Source organism: Streptococcus oralis Uo5 (assembly GCF_000253155.1).
In the GTDB taxonomy this organism is placed as follows: domain Bacteria; phylum Bacillota; class Bacilli; order Lactobacillales; family Streptococcaceae; genus Streptococcus; species Streptococcus oralis_L.
This window is the reverse complement of record NC_015291.1, coordinates 1,259,814-1,283,241: the sequence shown is the minus strand read 5'-3', so window position 1 is coordinate 1,283,241 and position 23,428 is coordinate 1,259,814. Positions and strand designations below refer to the sequence as shown.

Sequence of the window (23,428 nt, the reverse complement as noted above, 5' to 3'; positions counted from 1 at the left end):
TATCTTACAAATTTTCCCAGTCAAATTCTTCAGCATCTTTGCGAAGCAATTCTTGTGCATTGCGCAATTTTTCAGTAATTTTCACAAAGATACGGAAGTCATCAAAGATGGCATCCAATTTCTTGATGACGTCAAGGTCAACCAAGTCGCCACTTGGGTTAAATGCTTGAAGAGAGTGTGAGAGCAAGAATTCATCTGGTAGAACATTTGCCTTAATTTCAGGAGCGTTCAAGATTTGACGAAGTTGCAATTGAGCACGAGATGAACCAAGAGTACCATAGGAAGCACCAGTGATCATGATTGGTTTGTTCAAAAGTGGGTAGATACCGTAAGATAGCCAAGCAAGAGCGCTCATTAAAACTGCAGGGATAGAGTGGTCGTACTCAGGAGTACCGATAATCACACCATCAGCCTCTTCAATTTTAGCTGCAATTTCAAGAATTTCAGCGGGAAGAAGTTTATCTGCAGGTTTGTTGAAAACAGGAATGTCCTTGATTTCAACGAGTTCAATTTCAGCTTTATCAGCAAAGTGTTTTTGCATGTATTGGAGCAATTGGCGGTTTGTAGAACGTTTAGAGTTCGTTCCAACAATGGCAATAAGTTTTAGCATGAGATTTCCTTTCTCTTTTTACATAATACAATTTTGAAGGCCTGAAGAACATGCAAGGCGTCCCTCTTTGTCGATGAGGATGGCTTCAATACCATCTATACTTTCGACTTGCCAGAGGATAGAAGCGCTTCGTTCTCCGAAAAGGCGCGTTGTCCAAATCTCACCATCAACGGATTTATCAGAGACAATCGTCAGGCTAGCGAGATCAGTTTCGACAGGGAATCCTGTCTTACTATCAAAGATATGATGATAGTCTTTTCCATCTACTGTCAGGTGGCGTTCATAGATACCTGAAGTGACAACGGATTTGTTAGAAGCAGGGATAGTTAGGAGATGGTTGCCACGAGGATTTCGCGGATCTTGAATCCCAATCTGCCAGGCTTTCCCTTCTTTGTCTTGATTGTTCCCGATGGTGAGGATATTTCCTCCGAGATTGATCAGGGCAGAGGTGACACCGTGTTCTTTCAAATACTGGGCAACCTTATCTGCACTATAGCCCTTAGCTAAACAACCTAAATCAAGCTTCATTCCTTTCTTCTCTAAAAAGACAGTAGAGCTAGTCGGATCCAACTTGATAAAATGCGGGTCAACTAGAGGCAAGACAGCTTCGATTTCTTTAGAGTCTGGAAGCCGTGCATCTGCAAATCCGATTCGCCAGGTTTGAATCAAGGGGCCAATGCTGATGTTTAGATGGCTAGATGGAGCTAGGCTATGCTCAAGTCCAAGAGCAATCAGTTCAAATAGCTCAGGATGAACCTTAACAGGTGCGATCCCGGCCTGGTAGTTGATTTCCATCAGTTCGGATTCTTGACTGTTGGCGTTGAAGCGGTATTCGAGCTCCTTGAGCAAATCAAAGGCTCCTTGAAGTAGGCAATCAGCCTGTTCATCTACTAATGAAATCGTGATAGTTGTTCCCATTAGCCGTTCAGAACGTGAATGAAGAGGCAAGCTACCAGCTCCTTTCTCTTTATAGGAAATCATTCAATATAAGTTGGTTAAAGAAAAATTAAACCCCTTACATTTTCTTTCCATGTATCTAGCATATCATAAAGTCAGCGTTTTCACAAATGAATTTTGACAAAAAGTCAAGAAATATGCTCAAAATTAGTATGAAAATAATAGAAAAATTAGATTTATCAATGTTAGGTGTATTTTTTCTGAAAAAAAGAGAATTCTGAGCAAATGCCTTGTAAACGCTAACAGTAAATGGTATACTAGAAAGGTAAATCAAAAATTAAAGGTAGGAATTTTTCTATGAGTAAAATCGTTGTAGTTGGTGCTAACCACGCTGGTACAGCTTGTATTAATACGATGTTGGACAACTTTGGTCATGAAAACGAAATCGTAGTATTTGACCAAAACTCAAATATTTCATTCCTTGGTTGTGGAATGGCGCTTTGGATCGGGGAACAAATTGACGGCCCAGAAGGTCTCTTCTACTCTGATAAAGAAAAATTGGAAGCTAAGGGTGCAAAAGTTTACATGAACTCACCTGTTCTTTCAATCGACTATGACAATAAAGTTGTGACAGCAGAAGTTGAAGGTCAAGAACATAAAGAGTCTTATGACAAATTGATCTTTGCGACTGGTTCAACTCCAATCTTGCCTCCAATCGAAGGTGTTGAAATCGTTAAGGGCAACCGCGAATTCAAAGCAACACTTGAAAATGTTCAATTTGTTAAGTTGTACCAAAACGCAGAAGAAGTTATCGAAAAACTTGCTGACAAGAGCAAACACCTTGAGCGCATCGCAGTTGTTGGTGGTGGTTATATCGGTGTTGAACTTGCTGAAGCTTTCGAACGTCTTGGAAAAGAAGTTGTCCTTGTTGATATCGTAGACACTGTTTTGAACGGCTACTATGACAAAGACTTCACTCAAATGATGGCGAAGAACTTGGAAGACCACAACATCCGCTTGGCTCTTGGTCAAACAGTTAAAGCCATCCAAGGTGATGGAAAAGTTGAACGCTTGGTAACAGACAAAGAAACATTTGATGTGGATATGGTTGTTCTTGCTGTTGGTTTCCGTCCAAACACAGCTCTTGCTGACGGTAAGATTGAACTCTTCCGCAACGGTGCCTTCCTTGTAGATAAGAAACAAGAAACATCTATCCCAGGTGTATACGCTGTTGGTGACTGTGCAACTGTTTATGACAATGCTCGTAAAGATACAAGCTACATCGCTCTTGCCTCTAACGCTGTACGTACTGGTATCGTTGGTGCTTATAATGCTTGTGGTCATGAATTGGAAGGAATCGGTGTACAAGGATCAAACGGTATCTCTATCTACGGTCTTCACATGGTCTCGACTGGTTTGACTCTTGAAAAAGCCAAAGCTGCAGGCTATAATGCAACTGAAACTGGCTTTAACGATCTTCAAAAACCAGAATTTATCAAACATGACAACCACGAAGTTGCCATCAAGATTGTCTTTGACAAAGACAGCCGAGAAATCCTTGGTGCACAAATGGTTTCACATGATTCTGCTATTAGTATGGGAATCCACATGTTCTCACTTGCTATCCAAGAGCATGTAACAATCGATAAATTGGCCTTGACAGACCTATTCTTCTTGCCACACTTTAACAAACCTTACAACTACATCACAATGGCTGCACTTACAGCTGAAAAATAAAAAATTGATGAACTATCTGGCCTTAACTGAAGGTCAGATAGTTTTTTATGTTAGTGTACCCGGACAATTATTGTTTTTCTATCTTGTACTTCATTCTAATCTGACTTAAAATGAAATGGTAGCTACTAATACAAGTGATGAGGATTAAGAAATGACTGAAAATCGTTATGAACTAAATAAAAACTTGGCACAGATGCTCAAAGGTGGGGTTATCATGGACGTTCAGAACCCTGAACAGGCTCGGATTGCGGAAGCTGCTGGTGCAGCAGCTGTCATGGCCTTGGAGCGCATTCCAGCTGATATTCGTGCAGTTGGTGGGGTTTCCCGTATGAGTGATCCAAAGATGATTAAGGAAATCCAAGAAGCGGTGAGCATTCCAGTGATGGCCAAGGTTAGAATCGGGCATTTTGTAGAAGCTCAGATTTTAGAGGCTATTGAGATTGACTATATCGATGAAAGTGAAGTGCTGTCTCCAGCTGACGACCGTTTCCATGTGGATAAGAAGGAATTCCAAGTTCCTTTTGTCTGTGGGGCTAAGGACTTGGGTGAAGCCTTGCGTCGTATCGTTGAAGGAGCTTCCATGATTCGTACAAAAGGAGAACCGGGTACTGGTGACATCGTTCAAGCCGTTCGTCATATGCGTATGATGAATCAAGAAATACGCCGTATTCAAAATCTCCGTGAGGATGAACTTTATGTGGCTGCCAAGGACTTGCAAGTCCCTGTTGAATTGGTCCAATACGTTCATGAACATGGAAAATTGCCAGTTGTAAACTTTGCAGCTGGAGGTGTGGCAACGCCAGCTGATGCTGCGCTGATGATGCAATTGGGGGCAGAAGGTGTTTTTGTTGGATCAGGTATTTTCAAGTCAGGAGATCCTGTTAAACGAGCAAGTGCTATTGTCAAAGCCGTAACCAACTACCAAAATCCTCAAATTTTGGCTCAAATCTCTGAAGACCTAGGAGAAGCCATGGTTGGTATCAATGAGAATGAAATCAAAATTCTCATGGCTGAGCGAGGAAAATAGATGAAAATCGGAATATTGGCCTTGCAAGGCGCCTTTGCAGAACATGCAAAAGTGTTAGAGAAGTTAGGTGTTGTCAGTGTAGAAATCAGAAATTTAGATGATTTTCAACAAGTTCAGAGTGACTTGTCCGGTTTGATATTACCTGGCGGTGAGTCTACAACCATGGGCAAGCTCTTGCGCGACCAGAACATGCTGCTTCCCATCCGAGAAGTCATTCTATCTGGATTACCCGTTTTTGGGACCTGTGCAGGCTTGATTTTGCTGGCTAAGGAAATCACTTCTCAGGAAGAAAGTCATCTTGGAACCATGGATATAGTGGTTGAGCGCAATGCTTATGGGCGCCAACTAGGAAGCTTCTATACAGAGTCAGAATGTAAGGGAGTTGGCAAGATTCCCATGACCTTTATCCGCGGACCAATTATCAGCAGTGTTGGAGAGGGTGTAGAAATTCTAGCAACAGTTGATGATCAAATCGTTGCAGCCCAAGAAAAAAATATGCTGGTAACCTCTTTTCATCCAGAATTGACAGATGATGTTCGCTTGCACCAGTACTTTATCAATATGTGTAAAGAAAAAAGTTGAGAATGTTTTCTCAACTTTTTTACATGTAATAAACAATAGCAATGTACTGGAGTGCAGATGCCGCTAGGATAAAGAGATGCCAGATCATGTGAAAATAAGGTTTTTTCTTAGCGTAAAATCCAGCTCCAACTGTATAACAGAGTCCGCCAGTTACCATGAGACTCCAGAAAATTGGCGTTGTTTGACTGATAATGGCAGGAATGATAGCTAGAACCAACCAGCCCATAATCAGGTAAAGGGCAAGGCTGAATTTCTCATTGACCTTTTTAGCAAAGATTTTATAGAGGATGCCGAAAATGGTTGTTCCCCACTGAATGGCAATAATCAGATAGCCAAACCAGTTATTCATTAAAGTCAATACGACCGGCGTGTAAGAGCCTGCGATAGCCACATAAATCATAGAATGGTCGATGATTCGCAAGACGTATTTGTGGGTCGAACCATAGGCCATAGAGTGGTAAATGGTTGACGAGAGGAACATGAGAAATAGACTGATAACAAAGATAGAAACGCCAAAAGACGATAAAAATCCATGTGCTTCATAGCTATAGGTTGATGAAATAGGGAGTAGGATGAGCATGATAACGGCACCCACAGCATGGGTCACGCTATTAGCAATTTCCTCTCCAAAACTGAGTTTTTTACTGAGCTTTAGACTGGTATTCATTGGATTTCCTCCTCTTCTTTGATAAGGATTAAGTCTAGAGTTTGATGATAGAGTTTAACCGTTTGACAGCTAGTTTGGATAATAGGATTTTCTGGATCAATCCCATGGTTCATGTAGTCTACAAAAGCGTCGTAGAGCTGGTCTGAGCTCGCTTGAGTTTGTAGACTATTAAGTGTCTGGGCGATTTCTTGGATTGAAAAGACAGACTTGAGAGTGGTGATGGCAATCAAACGGGCAATCTGTTTGCGTTGGTATTTTTTCTTGTCAGGCTTTGTCAGGTAACCGTGTTTGACATAGTTATTGACCATGGATGCTGTTAGCCCCTTGTCTTTATCTGGAGAGATAGGGGCACAGACTTGATTGACATAAAGTAAGACCTGATCCAGATAGAGGTCAATGTTTGGAATGTCTTCCCATTTTGGGTAGGAAAAGATAGAATTCATTTCCAACTCCTTTTTATCTAGTTTCAATAACTAGATTATAAAATAATAAAAAACAAAAGTCAAGTTTCAACTGCTTGTAGAAAGCTTTAAAATATGCTATGATGAGAGAAAACAGTTAGAAATGAGGGGAAAAGATGGAGATTCGTTTAGCTTTTCCAAACGAAGTTGATGCGATTATGCAGGTGATGGAGGATGCCAAAAAGTGCTTAGCTGAGTCTGGTAGTGACCAGTGGCAAAATGGCTATCCAAATGCCGACATCATTATTGATGATATCATCTCTGGTCAAGCTTATGTGGCATTGGGAGAGGGAGAACTACTAGCCTATGCTGCTGTGACCAAGAGTCCAGAGAAAGCCTATGAAGCCATTTATGAAGGGAGTTGGCAGGGGGGAGAATCAGAATATCTGGTCTTTCACCGTATCGCTGTGGCAGCAGATGTCCAAGGACAAGGTGTTGCTCAGACTTTCCTAGAAGGCTTGATTGAAGGTTTTGATTATCTAGATTTTCGTTCAGATACGCATGCACAAAACAAGGCTATGCAGCATATCTTTGAAAAGCTAGGCTTCCAACAGGTTGGTAAGGTTCCAGTTGATGGGGAACGTTTGGCCTATCAGAAATTAAAAAAATGAAGCAGAATAAGTACGCAAAAATGCTCTACCCGTCGCCAATTGGAACCTTATCCTTAGTTGCTGACGAGCAATATCTGTATGGAATTTGGGTACAGGACCAAACTCACTTTGAGAGGGGATTAGGGGATGAAACGATAGAAGAAGTTACTGGCCATCCTGTATTGGAACAAGTTATTTCCTATTTAGATACCTATTTCGAAGGCAGTGTTCAGGATCTATCTGACTTACCTCTGGCTCCCATTGGAACGGATTTTGAAAAGCGGGTCTGGGCTTACTTACAGGCCATTCCTTATGGTCAGACAGTAACTTATGGACAAATGGCGAAAGACTTGCAAGTGGCTTCTGCCCAAGCGATTGGAGGAGCAGTGGGGCGTAATCCTTGGTCCATCCTCGTACCCTGTCATCGTGTGCTGGGATCAGGCAATCGCTTGACAGGCTATGCATCTGGAGTCGAAAAGAAAGCCTGGCTCTTGCAACATGAAGGTGCAGCATTTCAAGAAAATAAAAAATAGAAAGAAAAGAAGATGTTAGAATTTATCGAATACCCAAAATGTTCAACTTGTAAGAAAGCAAAAAATGAATTGGATCAACTTGGACTGGAATACCAAGCTGTCCACATCGTAGAAGAAACACCAAGTGAAGAAGTGATTTTGAACTGGTTGGAAACTTCCGGTTTTGAAGTGAAACAATTTTTCAATACTAACGGGATCAAATACCGCGAACTGGGCCTAAAAGATAAGGTGGGAAGTTTGTCAAAACAAGAAGCAGCCAGGCTTCTAGCGAGTGATGGTATGTTATTGAAACGTCCAATTTTGGTGGAGAATGGTGCTGTTAAACAAATCGGCTACAGAAAAACCTATGAGGACTTAGGTTTGAGATAGTTTTTATTTATCTCCTTGATAGGTAAAATATATAGCATCCCTGTTTTAAAGTGTGATAAACTAGAAGATAGACAAAGTCTGATCAGCCGTAGCAAATAATTTGCTTGCGAGCAGAAGTATGATAGAATGAATCATTATCAGGAGAGGATGTTTTTATGACTGTTACAACATTTTTAGCATCAGATTGGTACCAAAGTTTGATGCAACTCATTCCGGATGGTAAGCTCTTTAGTTTGCGTTCGGTCTTTGATGGAATTCCAAGGATTGTCCAACAACTGCCTACAACCTTGATGTTGACGCTTGGAGGTGCACTCTTTGGTTTGCTGCTTGCCTTGATTTTTGCCATTGTTAAGATCAATCGTGTTAAGATTTTATATCCCTTGCAGGCCTTTTTCGTCAGCTTCTTAAAAGGTACCCCAATCCTAGTTCAACTTATGTTGACCTACTACGGAATTCCTTTGTTATTGAAAGCTATCAACCAACAATGGGGCACTGGTTTTAATATCAATGCGATTCCAGCGGCACTTTTTGCGATTGTGGCCTTTGCTTTTAATGAGGCGGCTTATGCAAGTGAAACGATTCGTGCAGCCATCCTTTCTGTTAACCCAGGTGAAATTGAGGCGGCACGCAGTTTGGGTATGACTCGTGCGCAAGTATACCGTCGTGTGATTATTCCAAATGCGGCGGTGGTAGCGACACCGACTTTGATTAACTCCCTTATCGGTTTGACCAAGGGAACTTCTCTAGCCTTTAGCGCAGGTGTTGTGGAGGTCTTTGCCCAAGCTCAGATTTTAGGTGGAGCTGATTATCGCTATTTTGAACGTTTCATCTCCGTAGCCCTTGTTTATTGGGTAGTCAATATCGGAATTGAAAGCCTCGGCCGTTTCATCGAGAGAAAAATGGCTATCTCAGCACCGGATACAGTGTCTACAGATGTGAAAGGAGACCTTCGTTAATGATTAAGATTTCGAATTTAAGCAAATCCTTTTCAGGACAGACAGTCTTGAATCATCTGAACTTGGATATCCAAAAAGGTGAGGTAGTGGCTTTGATTGGTTCATCTGGAGCTGGGAAATCAACCTTTCTTCGTAGTTTGAACTACCTTGAAACTCCAGATAGTGGAACGATTCAGATTGACAATTTTAAAGTTGATTTTTCTCAGATTAGCCAAGAAGAGATTCTAACCCTTCGTCGCAAGTTATCTATGGTTTTCCAACAGTTTAATTTGTTTGAACGACGAACAGCCCTTGACAATGTCAAGGAAGGTTTGGTTGTCGTTAAGAAATTATCGGACGAGGAAGCAACAAAAATCGCCAAGGAAGAGTTGGCCAAGGTTGGTCTTTCTGACCGTGAAAATCATTATCCTCGTCACTTATCAGGTGGACAAAAGCAACGGGTTGCCCTCGCGCGTGCGCTTGCTATGAAACCAGATGTCTTGCTCTTGGACGAGCCCACTTCAGCCCTTGACCCAGAGTTGGTCGGTGAAGTAGAAAAGTCTATTGCAGACGCTGCAAAGTCAGGTCAGACCATGATTTTGGTCAGTCACGATATGTCTTTTGTAGCCCAAGTGGCAGACAAGGTTTTATTCCTAGATAAAGGGAAAATCATCGAGTCTGGCACACCGGATGAAATCATCAATCATCCGAAAGAAGAACGAACAAAAGAATTCTTTGCTAGTTACAAACGGACTTATATTTGATATAATAGAACAAGGAAAACTCAGTTAGTTGGACTAGCTGAGTTTACTCTTTAAAAAAGATAGAAACGAGAGAGATCATGCTACTGCATCTATTTTCTTTGTATTTCGAGAGTTTGATCTTAACGACCATCCTTGTCGTGATTTTTCTGGGGATTTGGATCGGATTGCGAGCCATGTCTGGCGTGGACAAGACAGCACAGGCCCGTCAAGCCCATCTCTATGATATGATTATGATTGGAGTTTTGGTCGTTCCAGTGTTATCCTTTGCCGTCATGAGTTTGCTCTTGGTTTTCAAGGCATAATCCTTGCGTGACTAGCAAGAATGAGTTAGAATAAAGATAGTTACAACAAGAAAGAAGGAATCGAAATGTACGATACGATTATTATCGGTGCTGGACCTGCGGGAATGACCGCTGCCTTATATGCTGCTCGAAGCAATCTGAAAGTGGCTTTGATAGAAGGTGGTCTGCCAGGCGGGCAAATGAATAATACATCTGATATTGAAAACTATCCAGGTTATGCTAATATCAGTGGACCTGAATTGGCTGAAAAGATGTTTGAACCGCTTGAAAACCTTGGAGTGGAGCATCTTTATGGCTACGTTGAAAATATTGAAGACAAGGGTGACTATAAGAAGGTCATCACTGATGATCAAGTTTACGAAACCCGTACTGTCATCGTGGCAACTGGGTCAAAACACCGTCTCTTAGGGGTTCCCGGAGAAGAAGAACTGAACAGCCGAGGTGTTTCCTACTGTGCAGTCTGTGATGGAGCTTTCTTCCGTGACCAAGACTTGCTCGTAGTCGGTGGTGGAGATTCAGCGGTAGAAGAAGCTCTCTTCTTGACTCGCTTTGCCAAGACTGTCACTATTGTTCACCGTCGGGATGAACTTCGTGCTCAAAAGGTTTTGCAAGACCGAGCTTTTGCAAATGAGAAAGTCAACTTTATTTGGGACTCTGTAGTCAAGGAAATCAAAGGTGAAAACAGAGTAGAGTCAGTTGTATTTGAAAATGTGAAAACTGGTCAAGTGACTGAGCAAGCCTTTGGAGGTGTCTTTATCTACGTCGGTTTAGATCCTGTTAGTGATTTTGTTAAGGATTTGAATATCCAAGACCAATCAGGCTGGATTGTAACAGACAACCACATGAAGACTGCCGTTGATGGTATCTTTGCGGTTGGGGATGTTCGCCAGAAAGACCTTCGCCAAGTAACAACAGCAGTTGGAGATGGGGCTATCGCTGGTCAAGAAGCCTATAAATTTATCACAGAACATAGTTAAGAAAAAAGTTTCCAATCAAGTGATTGGAAACTTTTTTTATTAGTCGGTTTCGGAAAACTTCGTACATGAGAATAGCTGCAGCAACACTGGCATTGAGGCTTTGAACATGCCCATTCATGGGAATGGTAATCATCTCATCGACCTGTTTTTTGATATTGCTAGAGATGCCTTTTCCTTCATTTCCGATGATGAGGGCGATTTTCCCTTTTGTATTCCACTTGTGGCAAGGGGTACCGTTCATATCCGTTCCAAAGGTCCAGAAGCCTTCATCCTTGAGTTTATCTAGGGTTTGACTGAGGTTGGTCACTCGCGCAATCGGTACGTGCTCAATAGCACCTGTAGCTGTTTTGGCAACGACAGGAGTCACTCCGACAGCACGGTGCTTGGGAATGATGACACCTGAAACATTGGTCGCATCAGCTGTTCGCAAGATTGAACCCAGATTATGAGGGTCAGTTAGACCATCCAGAATCAATAGCAAAGGATTTTCTTCTTGACGTGTTTTTGCAAGGATGTGATCCAGCTCGCTATAGGCAAATTCTGACACTCGTAGAACAAAACCTTGGTGGACAGCGCCTTCGGTCATTTCAGAGAGGGATTTTTTTGAAGTCCAAGAAATGGATACCTTCTTTTCTGTAGCCAGTTCCTTGACCTTCTCAACATTCTTACCTCGAAGATCTTCTTGGAGGTAAAGTTTATTTCCAGTGTTTGCAAGGAGGGCTTCTGTAACGGCATGTACGCCATAGACAATATCATTTGTTTTCATGCCTCTATTATAACACAAAACCCCGTCTTGCAACGGGATTTTCTTTATTCCAGAATCAGTAAACCATCTTTAACAGCAAATGGGTCTTTTTCATTGATACGATCGTAAAACATGATTCCGTTTAGGTGATCAATTTCATGTTGGACAACGATGGAGTTGTAACCTTTGAGCTTGATACGGTGTTTTTCGCCGTCCTTGTCAAAGTAATCAACAGTGACACGGGCATGGCGGACGACATAGCCAGGTACGTTTCGGTCAACAGAAAGGCAACCTTCTCCTTCGCCAAGAGCAGCGTCCTGAACAGAGTGAGAGACGATTTTTGGATTGTACATAATTGCTTGTAAGTCGTAGGCTTCCTGTGGAGTTTCACCTTCTTCCACAATATTGGGCACTAAAACAGCAATAACACGTTTTGAGATATCGAGTTGGGGAGCAGCCAATCCAACACCACCGCGGAGCCCCATTTTCTCAGCCATAACAGGATCTTGGGAATGTTTGAGGAATTGCATCATCTTTTCACCAAGGATGATTTCCTGGTCAGACAGTGGGAAAGCGACCTCCTCAGCAACTGCGCGAAGAGTTGGATTCCCCTCGCGGATAATATCGTTCATATCAATTAAGTGAGCAGCTTTTGTAATACGTTCTATTGCAGACATTTTCTCTCCTTTCATTACCTCTACATGATAACACAAAATAGGCGAGAAAGAAAGTCGCAGAAGTTTCTAAAAAATAATATAATAAACGGTATTCCTCTTTTGTCTGTGGTATAATAAAAGAAAAGACTTGCACCAAAAAGCAAGGGGGAATAAAGATGGAAAAGCGACAAGATAGACGGTCTCAGGGCTCTCTTTATGGGGTGTGGAGAACTAGTGTGGATTTCTTTCGGAATTATAAATCCTGGACCAATGCCCAGTTTATTATTGTGTTATTGCTTGCAGTTGCCTTATCCATGGGAGGGAACTTATTAGTTCGAGCAGTACAAGGTAGTAAGGGAACAAGTACTAGTAGCCAAACTCTTGATTCTGACAGGACGGCTGGTCAATCCAAGGAAGATCAATCTGGTGAAACGACGGCACGTATCATGGCAAATGGTGACCTTCTCTACCATATCCCCATCTACCGAACAGCTCTTAAAGAAGATGGGACCTATGATTTCCATGAAAATTTTGAGTATGTAAAACCCTGGCTCAAACAAGCGGATTTGGTGATTGGTGACTTTGAAGGAACGGTGAACAAGGACCACTACTTGGCAGGTTATCCTCTCTTTAATGCACCAGGAGAAGTCATGGATGCAATCAAGGATGCGGGCTATCAGGTTTTAGACCTAGCTCACAATCACATCCTAGATTCACAGATAGAGGGAGTGGTTTCAACGGCTCAAGCTATTGAAAAGGCTGGAATGACACCCATCGGAGTCTACACACATGAATCCCGAGACCAAGCTCCTATAGTCATCAAGGAAGTCAATGGTATCAAGGTAGCTCTCCTGGCCTATTCCTACGGTTTTAATGGCATTGAGCAGTATATCTCTCAAGAGGACTATAATCGCTATCTTTCTGACCTGAATGAAGATAAGATGAAGGCAGAAATCGAGCGTGCTGAGAAGGAGGCGGATATTACTGTCATCATGCCTCAGATGGGAATTGAGTACCAGCTAGAACCAACGGAAGAACAGAAAACACTGTACCACAAGATGGTGGACTGGGGAGCTGATATTATCTTTGGAGGGCATCCTCACGTCGTTGAACCCGCTGAAACAGTTGAAAAAGATGGTGACAAAAAACTGATCATCTACTCCATGGGGAATTTCCTCTCAAATCAACGTATTGAAACCATGCAAGATGAGGAAAATGCCAAGTGGACGGAGCGCGGTGTTCTCATGGATGTGACCATTAAGAAAAAAGATGGCAAGACTAGGATTGAAACGGCCAAAGCGCATCCTACTTGGGTCAATCGAACACCCAAAGGAACTTACTCTCCAGAAGGCTATCCGCTCTTCCTTTATCAGACCTATATCCTAGAGGACTTCATCGAGGGAGGCAGTCATCGTGACAAGTTGGACGAGGCGACCAAGGAACGAATTGACACGGCCTATAAAGAAATGAATGAACATGTAGGGTTGAAGTGGTAGACGCTCACTCTAAAGGAGATATGATGACGATTAAATTAATTGCAACAGACATGGATGGAACCTTGCTAGACCCGAGGGGGCAGCTAGATCTGCCCCGCTTGGAAAAGATTTTAGATCAGCTGGATCAAAGGGATATCCGTTTTGTCATTGCGACAGGGAATGAAGTTCACCGTATGAGGCAATTATTGGAGCACTTGGCGAGTCGAGTGATCTTGGTTGTTGCTAACGGCGCTCGTATATTTGAGTATGATACGCTACTTCAGGCCCAGACTTGGGATGATGCTATGGTTGACAAGGCTCTCCTTCATTTTAAAGGGAGGGAGTGTCGAGATCAGTTCGTCGTTACCAGTATGAATGGGAGTTTTGTCAAGGAAGGAACGGTTTTTACAGACCTGGAAAAATTTATGACTCCAGAGATGATTGAAAAACTTTACCAAAGGACCAATTTTGTGGATGAGCTAAACTCAGACCTCTTTGGAGGAGTTCTAAAGATGAGCATGGTCGTTGGTGAAGAATGTTCTAGTTCAGTTTTGCAGGAAATTAATGATTTATTTGATGGTCGTGTAAGAGCTGTTTCCAGCGGTTATGGCTGTATTGACATCCTCCAAGCTGGGATTCACAAGGCCTGGGGATTGGAAGAATTACTCAAGCGCTGGAATTTGAAATCGGAACAAATCATGGCCTTTGGTGATAGTGAAAACGATGTCGAAATGTTAGAGCTGGCTGGAATTGCCTATGCTATGGAAAATGCAGATGATAATGTCAAGGCAGTTGCGACTGCCCTAGCACCAGCTAACAGCCAGGCGGGCGTTTATCAGGTCCTAGAAAAGTGGTTAGAGAAAGAGGGATAAGGTGGCAGTACAGTTATTAGAAAATTGGCTTCTAAAAGAGCAAGCAAAGATTCAAACCAAGTATCGTGAACTCAATCAGATTTCTCTTTTAGAACCAGATATGATTTTTATCGGCGATTCGATTGTAGAATACTACCCTTTGCAAGAGTTACTCGGGACTGCCAAGACGATTGTTAATCGAGGCATCCGAGGTTACCAGACGGGGTTTCTACTAGACAATCTTGATTCCCATCTGTATGGTGATGCTGTGGATCAAATTGTTCTCCTAATAGGGACAAATGATATTGGAAAAGATATTCCCATGAATGATGCTTTGGATAATCTTGAGCGTGTAATCCAATCGATTGCCCGAGATTATCCGCTGTCACAAATAAAGCTCCTTTCCATTTTGCCAGTCAATGAGGGAGAGAAATACAAGCAGACTGTTTATATCCGAACCAATGAAAAGATTAGAGAATGGAATCAAGCCTATGAGGCTCTAGCATCCGCCTATATGCAGGTAGATTTTGTGCCGATTTATGATAGTTTGACAGATTCAGAAGGGCAACTTCAATCAGCCTATACAACGGATGGCCTCCATCTAAGTGTAGCCGGTTATCAAGCCTTATCAGAAGCCTTAAAAGGGGTTCTTTTCTAAAGAAACGGCTTGATTTTGCATTTTTTTTGAAGATAGGTTATAATAGTTCTAACATCCTGGGGTCGTTACGGATTCGACAGGCATTATGAGGCATATTTTGCAACCCGTGTAGCGACGTAAACGCTCAGTTAAATATAACTGCAAAAAATAACACTTCTTACGCTCTAGCTGCCTAAAAACCAGCAGGCGTGACCTGATTTGGATTGCTCGTGTTCAATAACAGGTCTTATGATTAGCGAGATACGATCAAGCCTTGTCTAGTGGTTTGATAAGAGATTAATAGACTCGCAGTTCCTAGGCTTGAGTTATGTGTCGAGGGACTGTTAAAACAATACATAACCTATGGTTGTAGACAAATATGTTAGCAGGTGTTTGGACGTGGGTTCGACTCCCACCGGCTCCATTATGAACAGGTATACAGTAGATTTTTTCCAAATTGTATCCTTTGTAGTATCCTTCGTAGTATCCTTCGTTGTATCCTATTTATTCTAGTGTGTTAGTGGAGAATTACTCAAGAGGCTGAAGAGGACGGTTTGCTAAATCGTTAGGTCGGGTAACTGGCGCGGGGGTTCGAATCCCCCATTCTCCGTTAGATAAACCCAGTGTTTTTCTAAGCAACTATCCTTGGAGGTGGTCTCCAAGAGTAAATTTTCATAAAGAGGTGAAACATGAAAAAGATCAAGTTACTAAGTATCTTAGCACTTTCAACAGTTGTCTTGGGTGCATGTTCTGTATTTTCTAATCAGTCATCTGAAGCTTCTTCTGATAACAAGGAGAATACGGAACAAGTTGAGAAGAAGGATGAAGCAGCAGAAGTTAAAGAAAAAGTTACAAAAGATGCTGAAATTCTCTTAGACTCAGTTCTTACTAGCGACTCTGCTCGATTTAAGAAGATTTATGGCGACACTTATGAAAAATGGACTGAGGCCGTGTTTGCAGTTCAAACAAGTGAAAAAATCAAAGAAGAAGGGCTTTCACCTGCGTCTACTTACTCAGTACAATGGCACAAAGATTTCCCTGTAGAAACTCCAGAAGAAACCATTTCAGGTTTCTTGAAGATGAGACGTAGATTATATCAAGATATCGGTTCTTACACTGTTAAAGACGTGAAGGTTGATGAATCAGGAAATACAGCGACTGTTACTTTTAACTCTAAGAAGTTACACTCTAAAGGATTGGCTTCATCTACAAGGGAAGTTCTCACTACTCTTATTGGAGGTGTTGATAACCTAGGTAAATACAATCAAGCTGGTTCAAACGTTGACATCAAGCGTTACCAAACATTGGTTTCTTACTGGATTTTTGAGCATCTATTCAAGAAAGATTTCTCAACCTACAGTGACGTTGACCCTAACTTAGCTCATACACCTTTCACTACTGGTGATTTTGATACTGAAATCAAATTAACAAAGGATAAGGATGGAAACTGGCTGATTTCTCAAGAAGATTACCGTACTTTGGCGACAGAGTTGCTTGATGATACAGAAGGTTATGATAAAATTGTCCGTAAAAACTCAACTAAGTCTAATGATAAATCAACAGACAAGTCTTCAGATAAATCTTCAAACAAATCCACTGATAAATCAACAGACAAATCTTCAGATAAAAAAGATAAAAGCAATATCTAATCCTAAGATTTAAAAGAAAAACAAGTAGTCTTAATAAACTACTTGTTTTTTTATGAATTAGGATACAAAAAAGTGGTGTGATAGTTAGAGTAACTCAGCCTTTCATTCCTATATATTGTTCTTAGAGCGATGAAAAAACTGCATTGAGGTGCAGTTTTTCTTTTTTCTACGGAAGACATGGGATTCGAACCCACGCACGCTATTACACGCCTACCGCGTTTCCAACACGGCCTCTTAAGCCTCTTGAGTAATCTTCCAATACTTACTCAAATAGTCTACCATAAAGCCACTTATCTTGCAATAAAAATTTTGGAAATAAGAAAAATGATAGAATTTGACAGAAAATGATAAAAAATGCTTGACTTTGGTAGAGAATGTGCTAGAATGAATAGTGTAAACGATAACAGGAGGTGGTTTGGTGTTAAAAACTGAGCGGAAGCAACTGATTTTAGAGGAGTTAAATCAACATCATGTAGTTTCCCTAGAAAAATTGGTTAGTCTATTAGAAACATCAGAATCAACGGTACGAAGAGATTTGGATGAGTTGGAGGCGGAAAACAAGCTTCGCCGTGTGCATGGTGGAGCAGAACTACCTCACTCCTTGCAGGAAGAAGAAACCATCCAAGAAAAATCTGTCAAAAACCTTCAAGAGAAGAAGTTACTGGCTCAGAAAGCAGCCTCTCTTATCAAGGAAAAAGATGTTATCTTTATCGATGCTGGAACGACAACTGCTTTTTTAATCAGGGAATTGGTTAATAAGAATATCACAGTTGTGACCAACTCCATTCACCATGCGGTTCAGTTGGTTGAAAAACAGATTCCAACTGTCATGGTTGGAGGGAGTGTCAAGATGGCAACAGATGCATGTATCGGTGGAGTTGCTCTTAATCAAATTAACCAATTGCACTTTGACCGTGCCTTTATCGGGATGAATGGTGTCGACGATGGTTATTATACGACTCCAGATATGGAGGAGGGAGCCGTTAAGCGTGCTATTTTAGAGAATGCCAAACAAACCTATGTCTTGGTTGATTCGTCAAAGATTGGTCAAACTTGCTTTGCCAAGGTAGCACCACTTAAACGCGCTATTGTCATCACAAGTCAAGGGCATGAGCTCTTGCAGGCTATTAAGAAGAAAACGGAGGTAATAGAAGTATGATTTATACAGTCACACTTAATCCATCCATAGACTATATCGTGCGCTTGGAGCAAGTTCAAGTCGGCAGTGTCAATCGTATGGACAGTGATGATAAGTTTGCTGGTGGGAAAGGAATCAATGTTAGCCGTGTTTTGAAGCGCTTGGATATTCCTAATACTGCGACTGGATTTATCGGAGGATTTACTGGTAAATTTATCACAGATACCCTTTCAGAGGAAGAAATCGAAACTCGTTTTGTCCAAGTAGCAGAAGATACTCGTATCAATGTCAAGATTAAAGCAGACCAAGAAACAGAAATCAATGGAACAGGTCCAAATGTGGAACCAGCTCAGCTGGAAGAATTGAAAGCTATTTTGTCTAGTTTGACAGCAGAAGATACGGTGGTGTTTGCGGGTTCGAGTGCTAAGAACCTAGGCAATGTTATCTATAAGGATTTGATTGCCTTGACACGCCAGACTGGTGCGCAAGTGGTTTGTGACTTTGAAGGACAGACCTTGATTGATAGTTTGGACTACCAGCCACTTTTGGTTAAACCAAACAATCACGAACTTGGAGCTATCTTTGGAGTGAAACTCGAAAGTTTAGATGAAATCGAGAAATATGCTCGAGAATTGTTAGCTAAAGGTGCTCAAAACGTTATCATCTCTATGGCTGGGGACGGTGCACTTCTTGTCACAGCTGAGGGAGCTTACTTCGCCAAACCTATCAAGGGAACAGTCAAAAATTCAGTCGGGGCTGGTGACTCTATGGTTGCTGGGTTTACAGGTGAATTTGTCAAATCTAAAGATGCAGTAGAGGCCTTCAAATGGGGAGTAGCTTGCGGAACAGCAACTACTTTCTCGGATGACTTGGCAACAGCGGAATTTATTAAAGAAACATATGAAAAAGTTGAGGTAGAAAAACGATGAAAATTCAAGACCTATTGAGAAAAGATGTCATGTTGCTGGATTTGCAGGCAACTGAAAAAACAGCTGTCATCGAAGAGATGATTAAAAGTTTGGTAGATCACGGTTACGTGACGGATTTTGAAACCTTTAAAGAAGGAATCTTAGCGCGTGAAGCTCTAACTTCCACTGGCTTGGGTGACGGAATTGCTATGCCTCACAGCAAGAACTCTGCTGTCAAAGAAGCAACGGTTCTCTTTGCTAAGTCAAACAAGGGTGTTGACTATGAAAGCTTGGATGGGCAACCAACAGACCTCTTCTTCATGATTGCAGCTCCAGAAGGTGCCAATGACACTCACTTGGCAGCCTTGGCAGAATTATCTCAATACTTGATGAAAGACGGTTTTGCTGACAAACTTCGCCAAGTAACATCAGCTGATCAAGTTATTGAACTTTTTGACCAAGCTTCAGAAAAAGTTGAGGAACCTGTTCAAGCACCTGCTAATGACTCTGGCGACTTTATCGTAGCTGTTACAGCTTGTACAACAGGTATTGCCCACACATACATGGCCCAAGAAGCCCTTCAAAAAGTGGCTGCTGAAATGGGTGTTGGGATCAAGGTTGAAACAAACGGAGCTAGCGGTGTTGGAAATCAACTGACTGCAGAAGATATCCGTAAGGCTAAAGCTGTTATCATCGCAGCAGATAAGGCTGTTGAGATGGATCGTTTTGATGGAAAACCTTTGGTTAACCGTCCGGTTGCAGACGGTATCCGTAAGACAGAAGAGCTGATCAACTTGGCTCTTTCAGGAGATGCTGAAGTTTATCGTGCTGCTAATGGAGCAAAAGCTGCAACAGCATCTAATGAAAAACAAAGCCTTGGTGGTGCTTTCTACAAACACTTGATGAGTGGTGTATCTCAAATGTTGCCATTCGTTATCGGTGGTGGGATCATGATTGCCCTCGCCTTCTTAATCGACGGAGCTTTTGGTGTGCCACAAGATAGTCTTGGCAATCTCGGATCCTACCATGAACTAGCTTCTATGTTCATGAAAATTGGTGGAGCAGCCTTTGGCTTGATGCTTCCAGTTTTTGCAGGATACGTAGCCTACTCTATCGCTGAAAAACCAGGTTTAGTAGCTGGTTTCGTGGCTGGTGCTATTGCTAAAGAAGGTTTTGCCTTTGGTAAAATTCCTTATGCCGCAGGTGGTGAAGCAACTTCAACTCTTGCAGGTGTCTCATCTGGTTTCCTAGGTGCCCTTGTTGGTGGATTTATCGCAGGTGCCTTGGTTCTTGCTATCAAGAAATACGTTAAAGTTCCTCGTTCACTTGAAGGTGCTAAATCTATCCTTATCCTACCGCTTTTCGGAACAATCTTGACAGGATTTGTTATGCTAGCTGTTAACATCCCGATGGCAGAAATCAACACGGCTATGAATAACTTCCTAGGCGGTCTTGGAGGAGGTTCAGCTGTTCTTCTTGGTATCGTTCTTGGAGGAATGATGGCTGTCGACATGGGTGGACCAGTCAACAAAGCTGCCTATGTCTTTGGTACAGGTACGCTTGCAGCGACTGTTTCTTCAGGTGGTTCTGTAGCTATGGCAGCAGTTATGGCTGGAGGAATGGTGCCACCACTTGCTATCTTTGTCGCAACTCTGCTCTTTAAAGATAAATTTACCAAAGAAGAACGTAACTCTGGTTTGACAAACATTATCATGGGCTTGTCATTTATCACTGAGGGAGCGATTCCATTTGGTGCTGCAGACCCAGCTCGTGCGATCCCAAGCTTTATCCTTGGTTCAGCAGTAACAGGCGGACTCGTTGGTCTTGCTGGTATCAAACTCATGGCACCACACGGAGGAATCTTCGTTATCGCTCTAACTTCAAATGCCCTTCTTTACCTTGCCTTTGTTTTGGTAGGCGCAATTGTAAGTGGTGTGGTTTATGGTTACCTACGCAAACCACAAGCATAAAAAGTATTAGAATAGAAAGATTGTTACCATTTGGTGCAATCTTTTTCTCTATTCGAAATGGCTGTGAAATATGGTATAATAAAAGAATGGCAAACAAGAATACTACAAAAACAAGACGGAGACCGTCTAAAGCAGAACTTGAAAGAAAACAGGCTATCCAGAGGATGTTGATTTCCTTAGGAATTGCCTTATTGTTGATTATTGCAGCCCTCAAACTCGGCGCAGCAGGTGTCACTCTTTACAATCTCATTCGACTGGTGGTCGGAAGTTTGGCCTATGTGGCCATAGGTGGTCTCCTCATCTATCTTTTTCTTTTTAAATGGATCCGCAAGCAAGAGGGACTTCTATCAGGATTTCTCTGTATCTTCGCTGGCTTGCTCTTGATTTTTGAGGCCTACTTAGTATGGAAATATGGCTTGGAGCAATCAGTTCTAAAAGGGACCCTGTCTCAAGTTATGACGGACCTGACTGGTATGCGGGTGACTAGCTTCGCTGGTGGAGGCCTGCTTGGTGTCGGACTTTATATTCCCATAGCCTTTCTTTTCTCAAATATCGGATCGTACTTTATTGGAGTCCTCTTGATTCTAGTTGGGGCACTCTTAGTTAGTCCTTGGTCTATTTATGATGTTGCAGCCTTTATTGGAGCTCAGTTCAGATCTTTCATGGAAAAACAGGAACAGAGAAAACAGGAACGCTTCATCAAGAGAGAAGAAGAGAAGGCTCGTCAAGAAGCTGAAGAAGCAGCAAGAATTCAGAGAGAACAAGAAGAACAGGATGCATTACCGCTTCCTCCTGTAGATCCTGAAACGGGAGAAATCTTATCAGAGGTACCAGACTACGATTTCCCACCAATTCCTGAGGAAGAATGGATCGAACCGGAGATTATCCTCCCTCAAACTGATTTTGATGTTCCAGATGTGGAAGAAGACTTTGAGGATGAAGAGGTGCAGGTTGATTTTTCTGCCAAGGAAGCCCTCGAATACAAGCTACCAAGCTTGCAACTCTTTGCACCAGATAAACCCAAAGATCAGTCCAAGGAAAAGAAGATTGTTCGAGAAAATATCAAAATCCTAGAAGAAACCTTTGCCAGCTTTGGTATCAAGGTAACGGTGGAACGGGCTGAAATTGGACCATCAGTTACCAAGTATGAAGTCAAGCCAGCAGTCGGTGTACGGGTTAACCGCATTTCCAATCTGGCAGACGACTTAGCGCTAGCTCTAGCAGCTAAGGATGTTCGGATAGAGGCTCCAATCCCTGGTAAATCCTTAGTCGGAATTGAAGTCCCCAACTCTGAGATTGCGACCGTTTCCTTCCGTGAACTCTGGGAACAGTCTCAGACTAAACCAGAAAATCTCCTCGAAATTCCTCTAGGGAAGGCTGTCAATGGAACGGCTCGCACCTTTGATCTTTCCAAGATGCCCCACCTACTGGTTGCAGGTTCGACGGGATCAGGGAAATCAGTCGCAGTTAATGGTATTATCGCTAGTATTCTGATGAAAGCAAGACCCGACCAGGTCAAGTTTATGATGGTCGATCCTAAGATGGTTGAGTTATCGGTTTACAATGACATTCCTCACCTCTTGATTCCAGTTGTGACAAATCCACGCAAGGCCAGCAAGGCTCTCCAAAAGGTGGTGGATGAGATGGAAAACCGTTATGAACTCTTTGCTAAGGTTGGAGTACGAAATATCGCTGGTTACAATGCCAAGGTCGAGGAATTTAATAGCCAATCTGAGTACAAACAAGTACCGCTGCCTTTGATTGTTGTCATTGTGGATGAGTTGGCAGACCTCATGATGGTGGCTAGCAAGGAAGTGGAGGATGCCATCATCCGTCTCGGACAGAAGGCGCGTGCCGCAGGGATTCACATGATTCTCGCAACGCAACGTCCATCGGTTGATGTTATCTCTGGTCTTATCAAGGCCAATGTCCCATCTCGTGTGGCTTTTGCAGTTTCATCAGGTACAGATTCGCGAACCATCTTGGATGAAAATGGAGCTGAAAAACTGCTCGGTCGAGGAGATATGCTCTTTAAACCAATTGATGAAAATCACCCAGTCCGTCTACAAGGATCCTTTATCTCAGATGATGATGTTGAACGTATCGTAAACTTCATCAAGGCTCAGGCAGATGCGGACTACGATGACAGCTTTGACCCAGGAGACGTCCCTGAAAATGATGGAGATTTCTCTGACGGCGAAGCTGGTGGCGATCCGCTTTTTGAAGAAGCTAAGGCTTTGGTTATCGAAACCCAGAAAGCCAGCGCTTCGATGATTCAGCGTCGTTTGTCAGTTGGATTTAATCGTGCGACCCGTCTGATGGAAGAACTTGAAATGGCAGGTGTCATCGGTCCAGCTGAGGGAACCAAACCACGAAAAGTATTGCAACAATAAAAAATAGCTTCTTTCCAAATTTGGAAAGAAGCTATTTTTGTGATTACTGGTTCGTTTTAGTTTCAGAACTCGTCGTATTTGACTGTGCTCCGTTATCGCTTGTTTCTTTATTTGTAGCTGGTGTAGAAGAGTCCTGAGTTGTTGTTTTCTGTTCTTCTTTTTTCTCCTCTTTTTTATTGGATTGAGAAGTTTCTTCTTGCGTGGTATTTTCTTTAGTAGAAGTGTTGTCCCTGTTAGGAGTAGTATTTTCCTGAGGGGATTCTTTTTGAATTTCCTTGACAACAGTTGTTTGAGTTGTCGTCGGTTCTTTCTTGTTGTTTTTGTTATTATCCATAGCGTTCATGATGGTAATAGTAGCGGTGATTAGACCAAGGATACTACCGATGGTAGCAATCGTTTTTTGAAAGACTGTAAACCCTTTTTTGATGTGTTCTGTTTTTGGTTTTGAAGTTCTACGATAGTTAGACATGATACTCTCCTTTAACTATGATTTATTATACCTCATTTCTTTAAAAAAATAACTTAAAAAGAGAAAACTCCCTTTCTTGTCGCAGG

The 23,428-nt window shown here is 42.2% G+C and carries 25 protein-coding genes, 2 tRNA genes and 1 other RNA gene; 20 read left to right on the top strand and 8 right to left on the bottom strand.

What is annotated here, in order from left to right; genetic code table 11:
• Positions 1-4: 4 nt before the first annotated feature.
• Positions 5-610, bottom strand: a complete 606-nt coding sequence (locus tag SOR_RS06505) for an NADPH-dependent FMN reductase (protein ID WP_000915930.1) — start codon at positions 608-610, stop codon at positions 5-7.
• Positions 611-628: 18 nt separating this feature from the next.
• Positions 629-1,558, bottom strand: a complete 930-nt coding sequence (locus tag SOR_RS06500; RefSeq protein ID WP_013670252.1) for an FAD:protein FMN transferase — start codon at positions 1,556-1,558, stop codon at positions 629-631.
• Between the two features lie 306 nt (positions 1,559-1,864).
• Between SOR_RS06500 and nox the strand changes: the two genes are divergently transcribed.
• The 3 genes from nox to pdxT all read left to right on the top strand — a co-directional run bounded on the left by nox (position 1,865) and on the right by pdxT (position 4,853).
• Entirely contained in the window at positions 1,865-3,244 is a 1,380-nt protein-coding gene (gene nox, locus SOR_RS06495) for a H2O-forming NADH oxidase (RefSeq protein WP_000036766.1), read from the top strand.
• A gap of 151 nt (positions 3,245-3,395) precedes the next feature.
• The gene (gene pdxS / locus SOR_RS06490; protein WP_000138535.1) at positions 3,396-4,271 is read left to right on the top strand and encodes a pyridoxal 5'-phosphate synthase lyase subunit PdxS; all 876 of its coding nucleotides are present in this window, start codon (positions 3,396-3,398) and stop codon (positions 4,269-4,271) included.
• Positions 4,272-4,853 (top strand): pyridoxal 5'-phosphate synthase glutaminase subunit PdxT, encoded by a 582-nt coding sequence (pdxT, locus tag SOR_RS06485; protein WP_000689959.1) that lies wholly within the window; start codon positions 4,272-4,274, stop codon positions 4,851-4,853. It begins immediately after the preceding gene.
• 19 nt (positions 4,854-4,872) lie between these two features.
• Here pdxT and trhA read toward each other — a convergent pair whose 3' ends face one another.
• Complete coding sequence (gene trhA, locus SOR_RS06480) at positions 4,873-5,520, bottom strand: PAQR family membrane homeostasis protein TrhA (protein ID WP_001097972.1); 648 nt, start codon at positions 5,518-5,520, stop codon at positions 4,873-4,875.
• Positions 5,517-5,963, bottom strand: coding sequence for a DUF1836 domain-containing protein (locus SOR_RS06475; protein ID WP_001084365.1), 447 nt, complete (start codon positions 5,961-5,963; stop codon positions 5,517-5,519). The genes trhA and SOR_RS06475 overlap by 4 nt, the downstream gene beginning before the upstream one ends.
• A gap of 134 nt (positions 5,964-6,097) precedes the next feature.
• Between SOR_RS06475 and SOR_RS06470 the strand changes: the two genes are divergently transcribed.
• The 7 genes from SOR_RS06470 to trxB all read left to right on the top strand — a co-directional run bounded on the left by SOR_RS06470 (position 6,098) and on the right by trxB (position 10,451).
• A complete protein-coding gene (locus SOR_RS06470) occupies positions 6,098-6,592 on the top strand; it encodes a GNAT family N-acetyltransferase (RefSeq protein WP_000405840.1) in 495 nt (164 codons plus the stop codon).
• Positions 6,589-7,104 (top strand): methylated-DNA--[protein]-cysteine S-methyltransferase, encoded by a 516-nt coding sequence (locus SOR_RS06465; protein WP_000812480.1) that lies wholly within the window; start codon positions 6,589-6,591, stop codon positions 7,102-7,104. The genes SOR_RS06470 and SOR_RS06465 overlap by 4 nt, the downstream gene beginning before the upstream one ends.
• 12 nt (positions 7,105-7,116) lie before the next feature.
• Positions 7,117-7,473 carry an arsenate reductase family protein gene (locus SOR_RS06460; RefSeq protein ID WP_000889072.1) on the top strand — a complete coding sequence of 119 codons (357 nt, stop codon included), beginning with the start codon at positions 7,117-7,119 and terminating at the stop codon, positions 7,471-7,473.
• Positions 7,474-7,628: 155 nt separating this feature from the next.
• The gene (locus tag SOR_RS06455) at positions 7,629-8,429 is read left to right on the top strand and encodes an amino acid ABC transporter permease (protein ID WP_000219168.1); all 801 of its coding nucleotides are present in this window, start codon (positions 7,629-7,631) and stop codon (positions 8,427-8,429) included.
• Complete coding sequence (locus tag SOR_RS06450) at positions 8,429-9,172, top strand: amino acid ABC transporter ATP-binding protein (protein WP_000590997.1); 744 nt, start codon at positions 8,429-8,431, stop codon at positions 9,170-9,172. Before SOR_RS06455 ends, SOR_RS06450 begins: the two co-directional genes overlap by 1 nt.
• Before the next feature lie 77 nt (positions 9,173-9,249).
• A complete protein-coding gene (locus SOR_RS06445; RefSeq protein ID WP_000924295.1) occupies positions 9,250-9,474 on the top strand; it encodes a DUF4059 family protein in 225 nt (74 codons plus the stop codon).
• Positions 9,475-9,539: 65 nt separating this feature from the next.
• Entirely contained in the window at positions 9,540-10,451 is a 912-nt protein-coding gene (trxB, locus tag SOR_RS06440) for a thioredoxin-disulfide reductase (protein WP_000272329.1), read from the top strand.
• On the opposite strand, the gene rlmB is transcribed toward trxB, so the two are convergent.
• Both rlmB and def read right to left on the bottom strand, forming a co-directional pair.
• A complete protein-coding gene (rlmB, locus tag SOR_RS06435) occupies positions 10,435-11,217 on the bottom strand; it encodes a 23S rRNA (guanosine(2251)-2'-O)-methyltransferase RlmB (protein WP_000855743.1) in 783 nt (260 codons plus the stop codon). The genes trxB and rlmB overlap by 17 nt on opposite strands.
• A 44-nt stretch (positions 11,218-11,261) precedes the next feature.
• Complete coding sequence (def, locus tag SOR_RS06430) at positions 11,262-11,873, bottom strand: peptide deformylase (protein WP_001272947.1); 612 nt, start codon at positions 11,871-11,873, stop codon at positions 11,262-11,264.
• Between the two features lie 155 nt (positions 11,874-12,028).
• Here def and SOR_RS09975 point away from each other — a divergent pair, with 155 nt between their 5' ends.
• The 6 genes from SOR_RS09975 to SOR_RS06400 all read left to right on the top strand — a co-directional run bounded on the left by SOR_RS09975 (position 12,029) and on the right by SOR_RS06400 (position 16,464).
• Positions 12,029-13,348 (top strand): CapA family protein, encoded by a 1,320-nt coding sequence (locus tag SOR_RS09975; protein WP_000415549.1) that lies wholly within the window; start codon positions 12,029-12,031, stop codon positions 13,346-13,348.
• A gap of 23 nt (positions 13,349-13,371) precedes the next feature.
• Positions 13,372-14,199 carry a Cof-type HAD-IIB family hydrolase gene (locus SOR_RS06415; protein ID WP_000152911.1) on the top strand — a complete coding sequence of 276 codons (828 nt, stop codon included), beginning with the start codon at positions 13,372-13,374 and terminating at the stop codon, positions 14,197-14,199.
• A gap of 1 nt (position 14,200) precedes the next feature.
• Positions 14,201-14,836, top strand: coding sequence for an SGNH/GDSL hydrolase family protein (locus SOR_RS06410; protein ID WP_000290622.1), 636 nt, complete (start codon positions 14,201-14,203; stop codon positions 14,834-14,836).
• A 58-nt stretch (positions 14,837-14,894) separates the two neighbouring features.
• Positions 14,895-15,242: a transfer-messenger RNA gene (gene ssrA / locus SOR_RS09785) on the top strand.
• 95 nt (positions 15,243-15,337) lie between these two features.
• Positions 15,338-15,425, top strand: a tRNA-Ser gene (locus SOR_RS06405).
• Between the two features lie 79 nt (positions 15,426-15,504).
• On the top strand, positions 15,505-16,464 hold the full coding sequence (locus tag SOR_RS06400; protein ID WP_000721422.1) for a hypothetical protein: 960 nt from the start codon (positions 15,505-15,507) through the stop codon (positions 16,462-16,464).
• Positions 16,465-16,633: 169 nt separating this feature from the next.
• On the opposite strand, the gene SOR_RS06395 is transcribed toward SOR_RS06400, so the two are convergent.
• Positions 16,634-16,721: transfer RNA gene (locus SOR_RS06395), tRNA-Ser, on the bottom strand.
• Between the two features lie 161 nt (positions 16,722-16,882).
• On the opposite strand from SOR_RS06395, the gene SOR_RS06390 reads away from it, so the two are divergent.
• The 4 genes from SOR_RS06390 to SOR_RS06375 all read left to right on the top strand — a co-directional run bounded on the left by SOR_RS06390 (position 16,883) and on the right by SOR_RS06375 (position 22,873).
• Complete coding sequence (locus tag SOR_RS06390) at positions 16,883-17,623, top strand: DeoR/GlpR family DNA-binding transcription regulator (RefSeq protein ID WP_000920648.1); 741 nt, start codon at positions 16,883-16,885, stop codon at positions 17,621-17,623.
• On the top strand, positions 17,620-18,531 hold the full coding sequence (gene pfkB, locus SOR_RS06385) for a 1-phosphofructokinase (RefSeq protein WP_000640820.1): 912 nt from the start codon (positions 17,620-17,622) through the stop codon (positions 18,529-18,531). Before SOR_RS06390 ends, pfkB begins: the two co-directional genes overlap by 4 nt.
• Positions 18,528-20,480, top strand: coding sequence for a PTS fructose transporter subunit IIABC (locus SOR_RS06380; RefSeq protein WP_000701474.1), 1,953 nt, complete (start codon positions 18,528-18,530; stop codon positions 20,478-20,480). The genes pfkB and SOR_RS06380 overlap by 4 nt, the downstream gene beginning before the upstream one ends.
• 86 nt (positions 20,481-20,566) lie before the next feature.
• Positions 20,567-22,873 carry a DNA translocase FtsK gene (locus tag SOR_RS06375; protein ID WP_013670251.1) on the top strand — a complete coding sequence of 769 codons (2,307 nt, stop codon included), beginning with the start codon at positions 20,567-20,569 and terminating at the stop codon, positions 22,871-22,873.
• A 43-nt stretch (positions 22,874-22,916) separates the two neighbouring features.
• Here the strand turns inward: SOR_RS06375 and SOR_RS06370 are convergent, their stop codons facing one another.
• Positions 22,917-23,342 carry a DUF6556 family protein gene (locus SOR_RS06370; RefSeq protein ID WP_000073917.1) on the bottom strand — a complete coding sequence of 142 codons (426 nt, stop codon included), beginning with the start codon at positions 23,340-23,342 and terminating at the stop codon, positions 22,917-22,919.
• Positions 23,343-23,428: the final 86 nt, after the last annotated feature.